The organism is Paenibacillus radicis (ex Gao et al. 2016), assembly GCF_014641555.1.
In the GTDB taxonomy this organism is placed as follows: domain Bacteria; phylum Bacillota; class Bacilli; order Paenibacillales; family Paenibacillaceae; genus Pristimantibacillus; species Pristimantibacillus radicis.
This window is the reverse complement of record NZ_BMHY01000002.1, coordinates 409,242-426,812: the sequence shown is the minus strand read 5'-3', so window position 1 is coordinate 426,812 and position 17,571 is coordinate 409,242. Positions and strand designations below refer to the sequence as shown.

The window sequence follows — 17,571 nt, the reverse complement described above, 5'->3', positions numbered from 1 at the left end:
CTTTGCTTGTGTTTATTGTAAGGCGAAGGCCTGTCCTGCCAGAATCGAATATCGTATCGTTATAGTTGAAAAATGTACAAAAAAAGCTACTTTCCCACAAAGGGGAAAAGCAGCTTTTGATTTTGCTCTGTATACATATTGCTTTTCGTAATAACGACCGAGTCCGTATCGATCTGCTTTTCAATCCGTTTGCCGTTTACCGCTTCGATCGCTGCTTTTACACTTAAATAACCCATATTATAAGGCTTCTGTACGATCGTCGCTTGAATAATCCCTTCCTCCAGCTGCTTCACCTCATCGATGGAGCTGTCGAAGCCGACCAGCTTTACTTTGCCGCCTAGACCAAACTCCTTGATCGCAAAACCGACGCCAACGGTAGACGGCTCGTTGAGGCCGACAATGCCTTTAAGATCGGGATGCTCCGTAAGCAGCTGCTTCGTAATTGTGTACGCTTTGTCGACCAGACCATCACTGTAATAAGTGCCAATCACGTCAAACCTGCCTTCTTCCGCCAGTCGCTGGCGAACGCCCTGCTCCCGCTCCAGCTGCGTCGAAGTGCCCTGAATATAACTCATGATGGCAACCTTCGAATCACCCTCGAACAGCTTGGCCAGCTCATCACCCGCTTTCCGTCCGGCAGCTAGATTGTCGGTAGCGATAAAGCTCAGCGCATCGTCGCTGTTAATGCTGGAATCGACCGTAATCAGCTTGATGCCCGCCGCCACAATTCGTTTGGAAACAGGAATAAGCTGATTATAATCGGTTGCGGCCAGTACGATCGCATCGGGCTTGTCGAGAATCGCCTGCTCCAGCTGGGCAATCTGGACGTCAATTTCCCTCTCTATCGGCGGTCCAATCACTTTCACTTTGGCGTCGAACTCGCTTGCCGCGTCGTTAACTCCATCGATGAGCACCTTCCAGAAATCGACGACCTGGTCGGTCGCCTTAATCGAAACGACAATTTGCGGCGGCCGTTCCGGCTTGACGTTGACCGCCCATTGAAACACAGCGTACACCGCAATGCTGGCGGCCAGCGCAAGAATGACGATAATCACCGCCAGCGGAATCCGTGTTATGCGCTTCATTGCGCTTGCCCCCCTTTCCCAGCGGAAGCGTCAATGACGGCAATTTTTACGAGGACGGTCGTTCCTTCCCCCGGCCTGCTCTCGTAGAACAATCCGTACTCCTTGCCGAAATAGAGTTGAATCCGCTCATGCACATTCACGATGCCTACCCCTTTGCTTTCATGATCGCTTTTTCTCGGCTCCAGAATCGTACGGAGGGTGTCACCGTCCATGCCAACGCCGTTGTCGCTGACCCGAAACCAGATGGAGCCCTCGCTCTCGCCTCCAGAGACGATGATCTCGCCTGTCCCGACCTTGTTCTTAATGCCATGGTAGATGGCGTTCTCCAGCAGCGGCTGCAGCAGCACCTTCAACGTCCGGTATTGCATAATGCCCGGTTCAACATCAATGCGGAAGTCGAGCTTATCGGTATAGCGCATCTTTTGAATCGTCAAATAGTTGGCAACATGCTCGATTTCCGTACGTATCGACACGAGCTCCTGCCCCCGGCTTATCGATGCGCGGAACAGCTTCGCCAATGCGGAGGTCATCAGTACCACCTCCTCGGACTTCTTCCCTTCGGCCATCCAGATGATTGAATCGAGCGTGTTGTATAGAAAATGCGGATTAATTTGCGATTGCAGGGCGCTCAGCTCGCTTTTCCGCTTAAATTCCTGCTCCTGGACGACCTGGTTCATCAGTTCCTCAATGCGGACGACCATCAAATTAAACGAACGGGCCAAGCTGGCAATTTCCTTCGGGTTCTCGATCGGAACACGAATGTCGAAGGTTCCCTTCTCGACCTTTTTCATATGCTCCTGCAACTGCTTGATTGGCTTGGACAAATTTCGCGAGATAAAGTAGGCAAGCAGCAAGCCGACCAGCAAGCAGAAAATACCCGCCGCGACAAAAGAAAGCTGCATTTCCCGCTCATTCGCAATGAGCTCAGCGGTGTAGGAGACGCCGACGATTTTCCAGCCGAAGCCGGTATCCTGCACCGTATAGATGCGTCTTTGCCCGCCTTCTTTGAGCTCGAAGCTTCCGCTGCCTTGCTTCAGCACTTCATCGATTCTCTCCGATTTCAAATTGCTGTACACCAGCTGCTGCTGCGGATGATAGACGATATTGCCAGCGGAATCGACGATAAAGACATAGCCGCGCTTGCTAAGATCGATATTGTTCAACGTATCGTTGATGACGCTGAAGTTCAGGTCGACGAGCAGCACGCCAAGCGCCCTCTTCTGATCCTGGCTCCACAGCTCGCGGCTGAGCGAGACGACCCAACCGTATTCATCTTTAAAAACAGGCTGTACATGCGACGAAGAGACGACAATCCGGCCCGCCGCCTTTTGCGCATTCACGTACCATTCTTGCTCCTGCAGCGAAATATTCGGATTCAGCTCGGCATCCTTCCGGTCCGAGACGAAACGGCCGTTATAGCCAAATACATTAATGGAGGCAATGTCCTTACGAGAGACGATAATAGATTGGAAATAGTCCGATACTTTGCTTTCTCTGATCTCAGCGGCGCTGCTGTCGGCCGCGACAAACGCCCGGACGTCTTCGTTGTTAAGCGCCAGCTGCGATATATTTTCCATGCTTGTAATGTAGGTCTGAATGTTCGCATTAACCTGCCTGATAAGCTCGGCTGTATAGTCCTGGGCCGTCTCTCGTACGGAAGAAGCTGACAATTGATAGGACATGACGCCAAGCAGGACGGCTGTCAGTAAAATCAGGCAGGCGATTGCTGCGGCAATATTCGTTTGGATGCTTTTAAATTTAAAAATATCCATAGCCGCCGATCACGCTCGTTCCGCGGACGTCTTCTGCCGATATTCGGTCGGGGAGTCGCCGGTATGCTTTTTGAACAATACGCTAAAATATTGCGCGTCGGGGTAGCCGGACTTCGCCGCGATTTCATACGTTCGCAGTCCGGTGAACTTCAGCTGCTCCTTCGCTTTGTCCATCCGTACCGCTGTCAAATATTCGACGAATGTTTTGCCGGTATGGGATTTGAATGCAGCGCTGAAATAGCTGACGCTCATAAGCACTTGCTTGCTGACCGTTTTAACCGACAGCTCGCTATCCCCGTAATGATCGTGAATATAAGCGAGCGCCTCCTTCATCTGCTGCCTGCACTGATCGTCGCGTGCTTCCGCTACGCTGTTCACCGCCCGGCGACACGCTTCCTTGAGCCAATCGCTTATTTCATCAAGGGTACGGAAGGAGTAGATCGCGGTTAGAGGATTGACACCGGAGCCAAACACGTCGGCTTCCTCACAGCCTAATTCCTCGAGCGCCTGCATGACAGCAATCAGGGTCCGCTGCAGCCGGATATAGCTCTGGTCGATGGTCAGCATCGCCGTTCGATGCCGGTTAATCGCCGTATCGACAGCGTGGTCCACCTCGTCTGCCGTACCGGTCTTAATGCCCGCGATCAGCCGCCGGTCATATTCCTGCGAATAATCGGCCTTGCGTCCAATCCGCGGCTCCATGTCGGAAATGCTAATTACGCGATTGCCGCCAAGCAGCAGCCGGTACTCCAATGCCGATACGGCGGCTTGGCAGGATTCGCTAATATTCCGGAGGCTAACCGCAGGCGTTCCGATGCCTACCGATACCGTTCGCCGCAGGAACTGCTCAGCAGCAAGCCGAATTTTATCAGCCAGCTCCTGTGCCCGGTCATGCAGCTCTGGCTGATCGCCCGATAGTATCGCCATCACCTTTTCCTCGCGGCTGCGAAAAACTTCGGATACCGTGTAATCCTCGCTAAGAAGCTCCTGCGTCACATTATAGATGGCGAAACGGAGCAGCTCCCGATCGGCAGCCGCAGTGGGCCCGGCTCCCCGCTCCAGCAAATCCAGGTCGATCGCGAGCGCTTCATAATCTGGACCAGGCAGCTCAATTTCGAAAAAGGCAAGCCGTTCTGCCAGCTCCCCCTCACGAATCGTAGATGTTGCCAAGCGATCCAGAAAGCGCTCCTTCAGTACAGGCATACTTTCCCGAAGCTGGCGCTGCAGCCGATCCAGCTCCTCTTTATCTTTTCTTTGCTCATCAAGCTCTGCTTTTATTTTTTGCAGCACAGCCGTTAATTCAGCAGCCGTAATTGGCTTTAGAATGAAATCATTCACCTTGAGCTTAACGGCGCGCTGCGCATAGTCGAAATCATCGTAGCCGGTCAAAATGACGACCTTCATCTCCGGATGCCTCGCTTTGACCGCTTGCGTCAGCTCAAGCCCGTCCATAAACGGCATATTGATGTCGGTCAATACGACATCGGGCTGTATGCGTTCTATGGCCGCCAAAGCCTCCACGCCATTCTCGCAATCCGCCGCGCATTCAAAGCCAAGCGACTGCCATTCTATTCTGTCGCGGATGCCCACACGCACAACCGCCTCGTCATCGACCAGCACGATTTTATACACGATCATTCCCCCGTCATTCGGTTCCGGTTTGGTAATGTATGCGCTTTTATTATAGCATTCGGCAATCATGCGGCAACTTAAAAATATTCCGGGAAAAGAAAAAGCGAGACTGTTAACTGCCCAGCTCGCTTAACGCCCATTTGCAAAATTGAAGATTCGCTTCCACGTCCATGACCCGCTTCCGAATGAGCAGATAACGTCCAAAATGCTTTTTACCGCCATCGCTGGATCGATCCTTCTCCACATTATCCATCAGCAGCTGATAGCGTTCCAGCTCGCTCAAGCAAAAAGCGGCGCGTGCCTGAAGCAATTGTCTCGCTTTCTCCGGCTCAGCCAGCCAGATGGCATACAGCTTAATATGCAGATCATCTTTAAGCACCGGCTTCCCCGCAGAATCGCCAACCCATTCGCTTAACTCGGCCAGCCCCGATTCCGTAATCGTATATTCCTTCTTGTCCGGCTTGTCCGATTGCTCGATCAGCTCAAACGTAATATAGCCGGACTGCTCCAGCTGCGACAGCAGCGGATAAATTTGACTATGGCCCGCTTGCCAAAGCGGTTTGACCCGTTGCGACAAATCATAGCCGGTGCGCGGCCCAACGCTTAACAACGCCAGAAGGCCGTAAGACAGAGTATTCATTCGTTAGAGAGCCTCCCATGCTTATTAATCCGTTTACATGCGAAATTATATTCATATGTCAAAATTGACATAAAGAACGTACAGGACTACGATAGATACAGCTTTATTATATGTATAAATAGACATATCATCAACCAGGTCGTCAGGGAGGAAAAACTTCGTGTCCAACAGCAATTCAGCCTCAAGCATTCATTTCTGGCCGATCATGATCGCCATCTTCTTCGGCACCTTCGTCTCCGTGTTAGCGACCACAACGATTAATATCGCGGTTCCGCTCTTAATGGATCATTTTAATACTGGATTAGGCACGATGCAATGGATGGTCACCGGCTTCATGCTGGCCACTGGCGTAACGGCCCCGCTAACCGGCTATTTGGGCGGAAGATTCAGCTACAAACGGCTTTATTTATTCGCGCTCGTCGGTTTTACCTTCTTCTCTTTCCTATGCGCTGTTGCTTGGAGCGCACCGTCCCTCATCGTGTTTCGCATGCTTCAGGGGGCATGCAGCGGACTGATCATGTCCAGCACGATGACGATTATTTTTCAAGTAATTCCGAAGGAACGCCGCCCTTTTGCCGTAAGCCTCTGGTCGTTATCGGCCATGGTCGCTCCAGCTATCGGCCCGACCTTCAGCGGCTGGCTGCTGCAGAACGCAAGCTGGCATTGGCTGTTTCTTATTAATGTTCCGGTTGGTATGATTGCCGTCATTTTAACAAAAACTTTAATACCTTATTACCGGATGAACGTCCCGAAATCATTGGATGTAGCTGGCCTGTTAACGGTCGTACTTGGCAGCTTGGCGCTGCTGACGGCGTTCAGTCAAGGACATAGCTGGGGCTGGGGTTCGGTAAAAACGTTAGGCTTGCTCCTAGGAGGAGTCGTGCTGCTCGCTTTATTTATCTGGCGTGAGCTGACGGCGGAAGTGCCGCTGCTTAATTTACGCGTGTTCCGCAATCGGCGGTTCACGATTATGCTGTCCATTTACAGCTTAATTACAGTCGCGATGTATAGCGGGACCTATCTCGCCCCGCTGTTCCTTCAAACCGTAAGAGGCGCAACGCCGCTGGAAACCGGACTTGTTTTGCTGCCCTCTTCGGTGCTGCTGGCGCTGCTCAGCCCCATTGCGGGCAAGCTTTATCCGAAGCTTGGACCGGTCAAAATGATTACGCTCGGCATCGTCTTCATCTTTGCCGGCCTGTTCCTGATGAGCTGGCTTCGAGTTGATGTTTCGTACAGCTTTATTCTGTGGGCGATGGTGCTTCGCAACATCGGTATCGGCTTCTCTTCGGTGCCGAGCAGCACTGCTTCCATGGAAGAAATTACGCCGGAATGGTCCGGTCACGCCACCTCGATTAACAACTGGATACGCAATGTGCTGAGCTCCTTCGCCATTGCAATGTTTACCTCCATGCTGTCGAGCCGGGCGGCCTTCCACTCTCATGAGCTGATTAGTGCGGGAGGCGCTAATGGTACGGGATCAGCCGATTCGGTGCGGCTGCTGTCGTTCACGATGGGCGTCAACGATGTATTTGTCGCCGGTGCGCTCGTCGTACTGCTTGCGTTACCGTTGCTGCTGCTTGCCCGCCGCAAACGGCTGCCCATTGCCGTTCGTCAAAGTGCATAGAAACATATAAAATCAACAACCGTATAAAGAATGCAAAAGAACCTTTCCCGCATAGCGGAAAAGGTTCTTTTGCATTGCTGTTATTTTAAGGCTTCAGCTGCCATAGGGCCGGAGCGTTAGCCGGCTCCCAGCTTACAATAGAAGTATGGGCTTGCAGACAAGTATAGGTTTTGCCGCCATAGGAGACGACGTCACCTTGCTTATACGCTTTGCCGGCTGCCCATGCTGCCACAGTTCCGCTGTTGGAATCAGCCGCTGTCGTTGCACTCAGCGCCGAGCTGGCTGCAGATACGTTGCCTGCCGCATCCTTCGCTGTAACTGTGAACGTATACGAGGTATTCGGGGTGAGGCCGTTCACGACTGCTGTCGTTCCAGTTGCTGCAACTGATTGCCCGTTGCCGTAAAAAACCGTATAGCCCGTCACACCGACATTATCGGTAGACGCGTTCCAGTTGAGCGTAATGGAGCTTGTTGTTACGGCTGTAGCTTGCAGTCCAGCCGGTACGGATGGAGCGGAAGTATCCGCCGTCCCCCCGCCTCCACCGCCGCCGCTGCTGCCGCATACGCCAACGTGCTTCCAGACGCCCCAATCGCCGCTCAGATCAGGACGGTCGCCTTGCGTCCACCATTTCGCTTCATAAAGCTGTCCGTTGTACGATGCCCGTTGTCCGCCTGGGAATACTCCAGTTGCCGTCCAAGGTGTTGCAGTACAAGCCGGTACTGCAGCAGTTTTCACTGTCAGCGCTGCGCTTGCCGCCGAGACGTTGCCTGCCGCATCTGACGCTCTAACCGTAAACGTGTATTGCGTGTCGGCTGTCAGACCGGAGATCGTTGCCGATGTTCCTGTTGCTTGCACCGTACTGCCTGCTCCATACGAGACCGTATAGCCCGTTACACCGACATTATCTGTCGATGCCGTCCAATTGAGCGTGATGCTCGTTGCATCTACTCCCGATGCGGTTAGACCCGCAGGTACGCTAGGCGGTGTCGTGTCCACAACAGGTGCTGTCGTCTTTACTTTGAGCGCTGCGCTTGGCGCCGAGATATTGCCCGCCGCATCCGTTGCTGTAATCGTAATCGTATATTCCGTATTCGGCGTTAAACCGTTAATCGTTGCAGAAGTTCCAGTTGAAGAAACCGTTCCGCTGCCGTAGGAGACGGTATAGCTTTTGACCCCTACATTGTCCGTCGAAGCCGTCCAATTGAGCGTAATACTCGTCGACGTTACATTGACCGCATTCAGTCCGGATGGAGCGCTTGGGGCAATCGTGTCCGGCGGAGCAGCCGGGCCTTGCAAATCGAATTTCAGCTTAGCCAGCAGCACAGACTGCCGGTCGCCGGAAAACTCCCAGAACATTGCGCCGCCAAGCCCTTTGCTTTTAATAAAATCAGTTTTATGTCCGAATGATTCCACATCATCATAAGAGATAAAAAGGCCATTGCTCGGATTGTACAGGTAAGGCACCTTCGCTACATTGTTCCAGTAACGGGTATAGCCGTTTTTGTTAATATAGTTGGCTGCAAGATCGGAATAGTCGAACGAGCCTGCCTCGAACGTGCCGACTGAAGCCGGTCCGGTACAGTTTTTATACTGTCCGTTCCCCGCTGCTTGGCAGCCCTGCCAGCCGCGTCCGTAGAACGGAGTACCCATGACGAGCTTGCTTGGCGGCACCCCTGCATTCAAGTGGCCGTTAACCCCGGCTTCTACATTGTAGACAGCAGCGTTGGGCACGCCTGCAGCTGCTGCTGCGGGATCATTGTAGAGCGGCGCATTATGACCGCTAATCGTTTGCCAGCCGCCGTTGAAATCATAGGTCATAATGTTGATCCAATCGACGGTCTTCGCAATTTCGCTCAGCTCCGTATTGCTGACGAAGGATTGGCTCGCTCCCGATGCGATGGTCAGCAAATACGATTTGCCGTCCTGTGTGCCTGCCGCATCCAGCTTTGCACGTATGGCTTTAAGCAGAAGCGTATAATTTTGCTTATCCTGAGGGCGAACGCTATTGCCGTCAAGACCGCCGCTTACCGGATACTCCCAGTCCAGATCAACGCCGTCAAACTGATATTTGCGCAGGAAGTCAACGGCTGAATTCGCGAAAACCTCACGAGTAGCGTCGCTGGCCGCCACATCCGAGAAGCGGTTCGACCATGACCAGCCGCCAACCGAAATAATTGTTTTCAACTGGGGATTGGCCGCTTTCAGCTTAATAAGCTGCTTGAAATTACCACGGAGCGGATCATTCCAGTTATCTCCTGGATTCGTTTTTTGAGCGTCGATAAAAGGATCTCCCATTACAATCGTTCCGTTTGGCGCATTGATTACGCCGTTCTCGTCTTGACAGGTCCAGGTTTGCGGATTCGGACTGGAAGGGGATGAATTGCCGTGAATGCCGTTCCAGCAAATATCCGCGAATGCGTAATTGATATGCGTCACCTTGGAAGCGTCCATATCCCACACCTGATAATTGCGCCCGTAGGCTCCCCATGCCGGATAGTAGCCGATGATTTTGTACGACGATGCGTCAGCCGCCTCCGCCTTCGATGCGCCTATTCCCGGAATCGGTGCAATCGACAATGCTAGAGCCAATAGAATAGCAAACAGCACCATACGCCTCATGACATACAAACCGCCTGTTTTCACATTATTACCTCCCTATAAAAGTTGGTTTGATATAAAAAATTTTCGATACGATAAGCATCGAAAATACTGTAATCCTGTGTGTCATCACCCCTCTTCTCAGCCCTATTATCAAAAATCGCAGCATCTATTAAAAGGATAACTTTAGACGCTAAAGGGATAAAAACATCCATAATCAGTAAAATATGAGTCTAATTTCATATAAAACTTAACTGCCGGTGCAACACGCTGTAAAAAATGATTCCTTCGACCCTCCTGCGTCCGACAGTTTTATACAATAAAAAGAGGTCCGGCGTATGAAACGCCGGACCTCTTTTGGGAATTTAGCTATCAAACGAATTACTCGTTTGATGTCGAAAGGAGCTTGAGCGAAAGCCGCCTGTATCTCCTTATGCCGTCTATAACAAACCTGCTTCGCTGGTTTGCGAAGTAATTTCGCTCTGATGCCACCTTTATCCTCGTTTGCCTCTCACAACGAACCTGCTTCGCTATTTTGCGAACCAACTTTCGCTCTAGCCCAACTGGAACCTCGGTTGCCTCTCACAACGAACCTGCTTCGCTATTTTACGAACCAACTTTCGCTCTAGCCCAACTGGAACCTCGGTTGCTCCTCATAACGAACCTGCTTCGCTATTTAACGAACTCATTTTCGCTCTGTGGCAGTCTGCCTTGGGTGCCAATTATAACAGCGAAGCAATCTTCGCTACTCGTGAACCTAGGTTCACCAACTGCGAAATTTGGTTCGCTGTAGCCTTGTACTAACCTCTCCCCGTCGCCTTTAGCGCAACTGGGTTCGCTATTTTGCGAACCTGCTTCGCTGTAGCATTGAAAGACTAACCAAATGTTAGTTGAAAACCAGCCTTCATCCTATCGCCACCGCGCATCCTTACACTCGACCGCACTATTTTCCTCTAACGAACCTGCTTCGCTATTTTACGAACTCATTTTCGCTCAGTGGCAGTCTGCTTGGGTGCCAATTGTAACAGCGAAGCAATCTTCGCTACTCGTGAACCTAGGTTCACCAACTGCGAAATTTGGTTCGCTGTAGCCCTGTACTAACCTCTCCACGTTGCTTTTAGCGCAACTGGGTTCGCTATTTTGCGAACCTGCTTCGCTGGTGCCTCTGACTTGCTGGAGCATAACAACGTAGCCAAACAAATGTTAGTTAAAACCCTCACACGTTCTGCCGATACGCATCATGCACTCGCACGCAACATCTCTACCCTGCCAACCAGCGAACTTTCTCCACTCGTCCTTCGAGCCACACTACGCCTAATCCGCTTCGACCGGGACAACAGCATGGTCGAGCTCAGCTTCCAGCTGTTCGGTGTAGGCTGCGGCCTGCTCTTCTGACCAGCCGAAAACTTCGGCCATGTAAGCATGGACGGCTTCCTTCCAGCGAGTGACCCTCGCCCGGTCGAATAATAAGTTGCCCGTGCGGCGAATCCAAAAATCGACCGGCTTTACCGTCATCTCATAGCGAATCGCGTACAGCAATTCCGCCATGACGCCCATCGGAATATCGCGCTTCGCTCCCTCTGCTTTCGCTTCCTCAGCAAGCTTCAACACCAATTCCATATTGGAGCCGAACCGCCCGGCTAACCGCTTAGCCTCATCCGCTGCAAATCCCTTCTCCATGGCAGCCTTAGCCATTCCTGCAGCATAACTTTCATAGCTGGCAGAACCGCCAACCTCCCCGCCTGACATCGCAAGCGTCTTCGTCCGGCTCGCCCCGATCCCGCTCAAGCCTTTCTCCGCCAACTGGCCGACAGCTTTGTCCACGGCAGTCTCGGCCATTTTCCGGTAACCAGTCAGCTTTCCGCCTGCCATCGAGATCAACCCTGAATCCGAGACAAAAATCTCATCCCTCCGCGAAATTTCCGATGGGTCCTTGCCCTCTTGATGAATAAGCGGCCGCAGCCCGGTCCAGCTTGATTCCACATCCTCCGGCCCCAATCCCAGCGCAGGAAACATGTCGTTTGCTGCGTTCAAAATATATCGCAAATCACCAGACGTCATCCGCGGATGAGCAATATCCGACTTATAGTTCGTATCGGTCGTACCGATATACGTCTTGCCCTCACGCGGAATGGCAAACACCATTCTGCCGTCTGGCGTATCGAAGTAAATCGCTTGTGTCAGCGGAAAACGCTTCTGATCAAACACAAGATGAACGCCTTTGGTCAAATGCAGCGTTTTCCCTTTTTTCGAACCGTCCTTCTCGCGCAGCTTATCGACCCATGGACCCGCCGCGTTGATGATCGTCTTCGCACGCAGCTCCCCGACCGATCCGGAAATGTTATCGTGAGCCCGTACGCCAACGACTTTCCCATCCCCATCGTAGATGAAGGACTCCGCTGTCACATAAGGTACTGCATCCGCCCCCAGCTCGACCGCTTTCTTCAGCACTTCAATCGTCAGCCTTGCATCATCTGTACGGTATTCGACATAATAGCCGCCGCCCTTCATCCCTTCGCGCTTAAGAAGCGGTTCTTTCGCCAGAGTCTGATCAACGCTCAACATTTTGCGGCGTTCCTTTCTTTTGACCCCGGCCAGAAAATCGTACACTCGCAGTCCAAGCGATGTACTGAACCGCCCAAAAGTGCCTCCCGCGTAAAAAGGCAGCAGCATCCATTCCGGTGTCGTCACATGCGGCCCGTTCTCATAAACGATCGCCCGCTCCTTGCCGACCTCAGCTACAACACCGATTTCAAGCTGCTTCAAATAACGCAAGCCGCCATGAACCAGCTTCGTCGAACGGCTAGACGTACCCGCCGCAAAATCCTGCATATCAATCAGAGCCGCCCGCAAGCCGCGTGACTGCGCATCAAGCGCAATGCCAGCTCCTGTTATTCCCCCGCCGATAATAAGCAGATCATAAGTACTTCCCTGCATCCGTTCCCACACGTCTGCCCGATAAAGAGCATTAAAAGCTGTTGCATCATTACGAGCCTTTTCGCTTGCATTTCCCATTATCAATCACCCGTTTCTTCTATAGTGACGGAATGCAAAAAAGGAGAAGCCGCAAATACCTCCTGCTTCTGCTTGCGCAAAAACGAGAGGTTATTACGGTTTCTCCTGATCTCCGACCGATTATAAACTTGTAAGGCCATCTTACCACACAACGTCTTGCAAAAGCCAGCCCGGATCTCATCGCGCGCAGCTTCGTGTACAGCAGGACAGGCGACTACATGACTGTGCTCATCCATATCTTGCAGTCGTTATCTATCGGAACTGAAAGCGGCTGATCACACCTTCCACAACCGCTGCCTCCCTACCGGAACGCCATCGCCGCTTTGACCGCTTTCCTCCAGCCCTCATACAACTCAGCGGTACGCTCAGCACCAATCGCGGGCTCAAATACGCGTTCCGTACTGCGCTGCCCTTCAATTTGCTCGCGGCTGTCCCAATAGCCAACAGCGAGGCCCGCCAAATAAGCGGCGCCAAGCGCAGTCGCTTCACTTATCGCCGGCCGTTCTACCGGTACCTGCAGCAGATCGCTTTGAATTTGCATCAGCAAATCATTGCGGATCGCGCCGCCGTCGACGCATAGCGATTTCAGCTGCATACCAGAGGATTGCTCCATCGCCTCCAGCACATCCTTCACCTGGTAAGCGATGGATTCCAGCGTAGCGCGGACAAAATGCTCGCGTTTCGTTCCCCGCGTCATACCGAATGCCGCACCGCGCACGTCACTGTCCCAGTACGGCGTGCCAAGTCCGACAAACGCCGGCACAACATAGACGCCCTCGCTCGATTCCACCGATGCCGCAAGGCGCTCGCTTTCCTCCGACGTCTCGATCATTTCCAGCCCTTCACGCAGCCATTGAATTGCCGAGCCAGCGACAAACACACTGCCCTCCAGCGCATAATCTACCTTGCCGTCGATGCCCCAAGCTATCGTCGTCAACAGCCCATGCTCCGATTGAATCGGTTCCGGGCCTGTATTCATGAGCATAAAACAGCCTGTACCGTACGTGTTTTTCGCTTCTCCTTTGTCATAACAGGCATGTCCGAACAGAGCTGATTGTTGGTCACCCGCCGCTCCTGCAATAGCAATTTCACCGCCGAACAGCGCTGCATCCGTTCTTCCGTATACCTCAGATGAAGAACGGACTTCCGGCAGTATCGATTCCGGAATGTCCAGCAGCTCCAGCAGCTCCTTGTCCCAGCCGAGCTCATAAATATTGTAGAGCAGCGTACGCGAAGCGTTGGAATAATCGGTCGCATGCACCGCTCCACCTGTCAGCTTCCAGATCAGCCAGCTGTCGACGGTTCCGAACAGCAGCTGCCCTGCTTCTGCCTGCTCGCGTGCCCCTTCTACTTCGTCAAGCAGCCATTTTACCTTCGTCCCGGAAAAATAAGGGTCGATCAGCAGCCCGGTTTTCTCCCTGATCAACTGATCATGCCCTGCGCTTTTCAACGTTTCACATAACTCGGCGGTTTGGCGCGACTGCCAGACGACGGCGGAATGAATCGGCTTGCCCGTCTCCCGGTTCCAGACGATCGTCGTCTCGCGCTGATTCGTAATGCCGATGGCGGCAATCCGGTCCGCAGTCAGTCCTTCCTTCGCCAACACCTCGCGAATGACCGTAAGCGACGTTTCCCACAGCTGCTCCGCATCCTGCTCCACCCAGCCGGGCTGCGGAAACAAACAGGTGACGGGCTGCTGAGCAACCGCAAATGGTTCGCCCGCATGGTTGAACAATATCGCCCGCGTACTGGTCGTCCCCTGATCCAAGGCTAAAATAAACTTCTCCTGCTGCTCCATGCCGTCATCCCCCCTCTTCACATCAGAAATGTCTAACCAATCCAAATCTAAATCCAGAACTAATGCAATTGCCATTGCCGTTGCCGTTGCCAAGCCTACCTTAAGTCAAAACCGCAGGCATCCAGCACAAGCGGCACACAATCATAAAGCAATCAGCCCTCTTGCCCTGGCGCATAGCGTTTCCAAAGCTCCCGTCTAGAGGTCGTTACCGCCTCCGCACCTGCCGCTATCGCGGCCTCGACATCATCAGCGGTCCGGATGAGGCCGCCGGCCAAAACCGGCGTCCCCGTCTTTTCCTTCACCTCTCTAATCATGTGCGGCATAACGCCGGGCAGCACCTCGATGAAATCCGGCTGCGCCCGTTCAATGACGGCATAGCTCTTTTCCAGCGCGTTCGTATCCAGCAGAAAAAGCCGCTGAATCGCAATCAAGCCATTCTGCTTCGTCTTTTGAATGACGCCGGCTCTTGTTGATATAATGCCTGCCGGGGCAATTTGCTGGCATAAAAACTGCGCCGCATGCTCGTCATTTTTCAGCCCTTCGATCAAATCCGCATGAATCAATATTCGCTTGCCATGCCTCGACGCTTCATCCACAATGCTTTTCAACTGTCCGATCTGGCTGTCGAGCAGCACCAAATAGGTATAGGACGAAGCGATTAGCGCTTCGAAATCTTTCCACCCTCGTATTGAAGGCATGATCGGCTGCCCGAAAAAAGACACCTGCCATCGCTCCCCGCCATCCATGACTTCATCCATTTCAATACTTCTATTTTAACCATCATTATGGACGGGATCATAGCCTTTTGCTAAAAAAACACATGTGAGCCTGCCGTTAATACCGCTCCGACACCAGCTTCGCTTGCATAAACAGCTGCAAATAATCCCGGCTGCCCGCTTTGGAGTCGGTACCCGACATATTGAAGCCGCCAAACGGATGGGCCCCCACCAAAGCGCCGGTGCATTTGCGGTTGAAATAGAGATTGCCTGCAAAAAACTCACGCCGGGCCAGCTCCAGATGCGACCGGTTATTCGAGATGACTGCGCCCGTCAGCCCGTAGTCGGTCGCATTAGCAAGCGCAATTGCCTCTTCAAACGAGCCCGCCTTCGTAAAAGCAACGACTGGCCCAAATATTTCCTCCTGCGAAATCCGGGCGGAGCTGTCGACATCGACGAATATCGTCGGCTCGATAAAATAGCCCTCAGCGCTCCCGGTACCTCCTCCTGCTATGAGGCGGCCTTCTGTTTTGCCGATTTGGATGTATTCCTGTATTCTTGCATATGCCTTCTCGTCAATAACTGGGCCTAACACCGCAGTTGCCAAAGCCGGATCATCCATGACGAGCTGCCGAGTACGCTCAACTACCTTTTGCAGTACCGTATCATAGACCGCTTCATGAACGATAGCCCGCGAACAGGCGGAGCACTTTTGCCCGGAAAATCCGAAAGCAGCAGCCGTAATCGATTCGGCAGCCAGCTCCAGATCGGCGTCGCTATCGACGACAATGGCATCCTTTCCGCCCATTTCGGCGATAACGCGCTTGATCCATTTTTGCCCGGGCTGTGTCACGGCCGCTCTTTCATTGATACGCAGCCCTACTTCCCTGGAGCCGGTAAAGCTGACGTATCGGGTCAGCGGGTGATCAACCAGCACATCCCCGATCTCGCTTCCCGGCCCCGGCAAATAATTGACGACGCCGGGCGGCAAGCCTGCCTCCTCCAGCAGCTCGACCAGCTTGGCTGCTATGACTGGCGTCGGGCTGGCCGGCTTTAATACGACCGTGTTGCCTGCAACAATTGCAGCTGTGGTCATGCCTGTCGTGATGGCAAGAGGAAAGTTCCATGGCGGAATGACGACGCCGACGCCCAGCGGAATATAGCTGAGCTCGTTCTCCTCGTCTCTCAGTGCCGTCAATGGCTGCGGCAAGGCGAGACGCTGCATTTCCCGCGCGTAAAACTCCATAAAATCAATCGCTTCCGCCGTATCGGCATCTGCCTCGGTTCGCGTTTTGCCCGCTTCCAGCGTCATCCACGCCGAGAACTCATGCTTACGCCGCCGCATGATTGCCGCAGCCCGGTACAGGTATCGGGCGCGTTCCTCCGGTGCTACATACCGCCAGCTTTCAAAAGCCGCCGCCGCGGCTTGAATCGCTTTTTCCGCTAGGCCAACATCCGCTTGGGAGACGATGCCGACGGTTTCTTTTATACGTGCCGGGTTGATTGAGCCTTCCTTCCTGTCCGTCTCGATTCGTTCGCCGCCGATCACAAGCGGATAATGCCGGCCAAGCTTCGACCGGACTTCTTGCAGCGCGGCATCGTAGTCACGATTGTTGCCAGCGTCGTTAAATGGTGTAAACGGTTCATTCTGAAACGGAATTCGCATAATAGGAACAGCCTCCTTCGGAATAACATAGTGATGAGCAGCTGTTAATTAAGGACTGGGGAGAGGATGGTGGACGGCACGGAGCTATATCGGAAAGTAATGCTCACGATTTCCGGCAGCAAGCCGGTCAAACGACTTTCGTTAAAGTACGGACGAAGGCTGGCGAGAAAATTTATTGCCGGCGAGCATCTGGAGGATGCGCTGCAGCAGATCGAGATTTTGAATAGCCGCGGCATTATGGTTACGCTGGATCATCTTGGCGAGGGCATTACGCATTTGGATGAGGCAGAGGGCTACCGGGATGAATACGTTAGGCTCGTTGACGGGATCGCAGAACGCAAGGTCAATGCCAATGTATCGCTCAAACCGACGCAAATGGGAATGGCGATTGATGGCGAGGCGTGTTACCGCAACATCAGTGCGGTCGTGCGGCAGGCTGCCGGGCACCGGATTTTCGTCCGTATCGATATGGAGGACTCCCCTTTCACGCAGCGCACGATCGATCTCGTCACCCGTCTGCACAGCGATGGATTAACGAACGTCGGCACGGTCGTTCAAGCCTACCTGTTCCGGACGATGGACGATGTCCGCACGCTCGCCAAGGCTGGCGTCAAGCTCCGGCTCGTAAAAGGGGCTTACAAGGAGCCCGCCTCCATTGCCTACCAACGTAAGAGCGACGTTGTATCCAGCTTCAAGCGAATCATCCGGTTTCATCTCGATCAGGGCATTTATACCGCGATTGCGACACATGACGATACCATCATCAATTGGGTAAAAGAATACGCCCGCCGCAACCGGCTGCCGAAAACCGCCTTTGAATTTCAGATGCTCTACGGGTTGCGGTCGAACGAGCAAGCATCGCTTGCCAAACAAGGCTACCGGATACGCTGCTACATGCCGTACGGAAGCATGTGGTATCCCTATTACACGCGCAGGCTTGCAGAGAAGCCGGCGAACTTGATGCTGGTTCTAAAAAATATGTTCCACTAAGCCAAAATAGGCCATGAATCGGTTCCGCTACATT

11 protein-coding genes are annotated in these 17,571 nt (G+C 53.0%); 2 read left to right on the top strand and 9 right to left on the bottom strand.

The window, feature by feature from the left end; genetic code table 11:
* Positions 1-86: 86 nt before the first annotated feature.
* From IEX98_RS07410 to IEX98_RS07395, 4 genes are all read right to left on the bottom strand, one after another.
* Positions 87-1,085, bottom strand: a complete 999-nt coding sequence (locus tag IEX98_RS07410) for a substrate-binding domain-containing protein (protein WP_188888286.1) — start codon at positions 1,083-1,085, stop codon at positions 87-89.
* Positions 1,082-2,857, bottom strand: coding sequence for a sensor histidine kinase (locus IEX98_RS07405; RefSeq protein ID WP_188888285.1), 1,776 nt, complete (start codon positions 2,855-2,857; stop codon positions 1,082-1,084). The genes IEX98_RS07410 and IEX98_RS07405 overlap by 4 nt, the downstream gene beginning before the upstream one ends.
* Before the next feature lie 9 nt (positions 2,858-2,866).
* On the bottom strand, positions 2,867-4,495 hold the full coding sequence (locus IEX98_RS07400; protein WP_229692035.1) for a response regulator transcription factor: 1,629 nt from the start codon (positions 4,493-4,495) through the stop codon (positions 2,867-2,869).
* A gap of 106 nt (positions 4,496-4,601) precedes the next feature.
* Positions 4,602-5,129: a PadR family transcriptional regulator gene (locus tag IEX98_RS07395; RefSeq protein ID WP_188888283.1), complete on the bottom strand. Its 528-nt coding sequence runs from the start codon at positions 5,127-5,129 to the stop codon at positions 4,602-4,604.
* 160 nt (positions 5,130-5,289) lie between these two features.
* On the opposite strand from IEX98_RS07395, the gene IEX98_RS07390 reads away from it, so the two are divergent.
* Positions 5,290-6,753 carry an MDR family MFS transporter gene (locus IEX98_RS07390; RefSeq protein WP_229692034.1) on the top strand — a complete coding sequence of 488 codons (1,464 nt, stop codon included), beginning with the start codon at positions 5,290-5,292 and terminating at the stop codon, positions 6,751-6,753.
* An 85-nt stretch (positions 6,754-6,838) separates the two neighbouring features.
* On the opposite strand, the gene IEX98_RS07385 is transcribed toward IEX98_RS07390, so the two are convergent.
* The 5 genes from IEX98_RS07385 to pruA form a co-directional block, all read right to left on the bottom strand.
* Positions 6,839-9,364, bottom strand: coding sequence for a glycosyl hydrolase family 18 protein (locus tag IEX98_RS07385; RefSeq protein ID WP_374705330.1), 2,526 nt, complete (start codon positions 9,362-9,364; stop codon positions 6,839-6,841).
* 1,302 nt (positions 9,365-10,666) lie between these two features.
* Entirely contained in the window at positions 10,667-12,367 is a 1,701-nt protein-coding gene (locus tag IEX98_RS07380; protein ID WP_374705326.1) for a glycerol-3-phosphate dehydrogenase/oxidase, read from the bottom strand.
* A gap of 301 nt (positions 12,368-12,668) precedes the next feature.
* The gene (gene glpK / locus IEX98_RS07375) at positions 12,669-14,165 is read right to left on the bottom strand and encodes a glycerol kinase GlpK (RefSeq protein WP_188888282.1); all 1,497 of its coding nucleotides are present in this window, start codon (positions 14,163-14,165) and stop codon (positions 12,669-12,671) included.
* Positions 14,166-14,317: 152 nt separating this feature from the next.
* Positions 14,318-14,887: a glycerol-3-phosphate responsive antiterminator gene (locus IEX98_RS07370; RefSeq protein ID WP_308421765.1), complete on the bottom strand. Its 570-nt coding sequence runs from the start codon at positions 14,885-14,887 to the stop codon at positions 14,318-14,320.
* Between the two features lie 112 nt (positions 14,888-14,999).
* Complete coding sequence (gene pruA, locus IEX98_RS07365; RefSeq protein WP_188888281.1) at positions 15,000-16,547, bottom strand: L-glutamate gamma-semialdehyde dehydrogenase; 1,548 nt, start codon at positions 16,545-16,547, stop codon at positions 15,000-15,002.
* A gap of 69 nt (positions 16,548-16,616) precedes the next feature.
* Between pruA and IEX98_RS07360 the strand changes: the two genes are divergently transcribed.
* On the top strand, positions 16,617-17,537 hold the full coding sequence (locus tag IEX98_RS07360) for a proline dehydrogenase family protein (RefSeq protein ID WP_188888538.1): 921 nt from the start codon (positions 16,617-16,619) through the stop codon (positions 17,535-17,537).
* Positions 17,538-17,571: the final 34 nt, after the last annotated feature.

What these genes read in the sequence shown, in the direction of transcription:
- glpK (WP_188888282.1), bottom strand. Translation starts at nt 14,165, where the DNA reads ATGGAGCAGCAGGAGAAGTTTATTTTAGCCTTGGATCAGGGGACGACC.
- pruA (WP_188888281.1), bottom strand. Translation starts at nt 16,547, where the DNA reads ATGCGAATTCCGTTTCAGAATGAACCGTTTACACCATTTAACGACGCT.
- IEX98_RS07380 (WP_374705326.1), bottom strand. Translation starts at nt 12,367, where the DNA reads ATGGGAAATGCAAGCGAAAAGGCTCGTAATGATGCAACAGCTTTTAAT.
- IEX98_RS07410 (WP_188888286.1), bottom strand. Translation starts at nt 1,085, where the DNA reads ATGAAGCGCATAACACGGATTCCGCTGGCGGTGATTATCGTCATTCTT.
- IEX98_RS07405 (WP_188888285.1), bottom strand. Translation starts at nt 2,857, where the DNA reads ATGGATATTTTTAAATTTAAAAGCATCCAAACGAATATTGCCGCAGCA.
- IEX98_RS07385 (WP_374705330.1), bottom strand. Translation starts at nt 9,364, where the DNA reads ATGGTGCTGTTTGCTATTCTATTGGCTCTAGCATTGTCGATTGCACCG.
- IEX98_RS07395 (WP_188888283.1), bottom strand. Translation starts at nt 5,129, where the DNA reads ATGAATACTCTGTCTTACGGCCTTCTGGCGTTGTTAAGCGTTGGGCCG.
- IEX98_RS07400 (WP_229692035.1), bottom strand. Translation starts at nt 4,495, where the DNA reads ATGATCGTGTATAAAATCGTGCTGGTCGATGACGAGGCGGTTGTGCGT.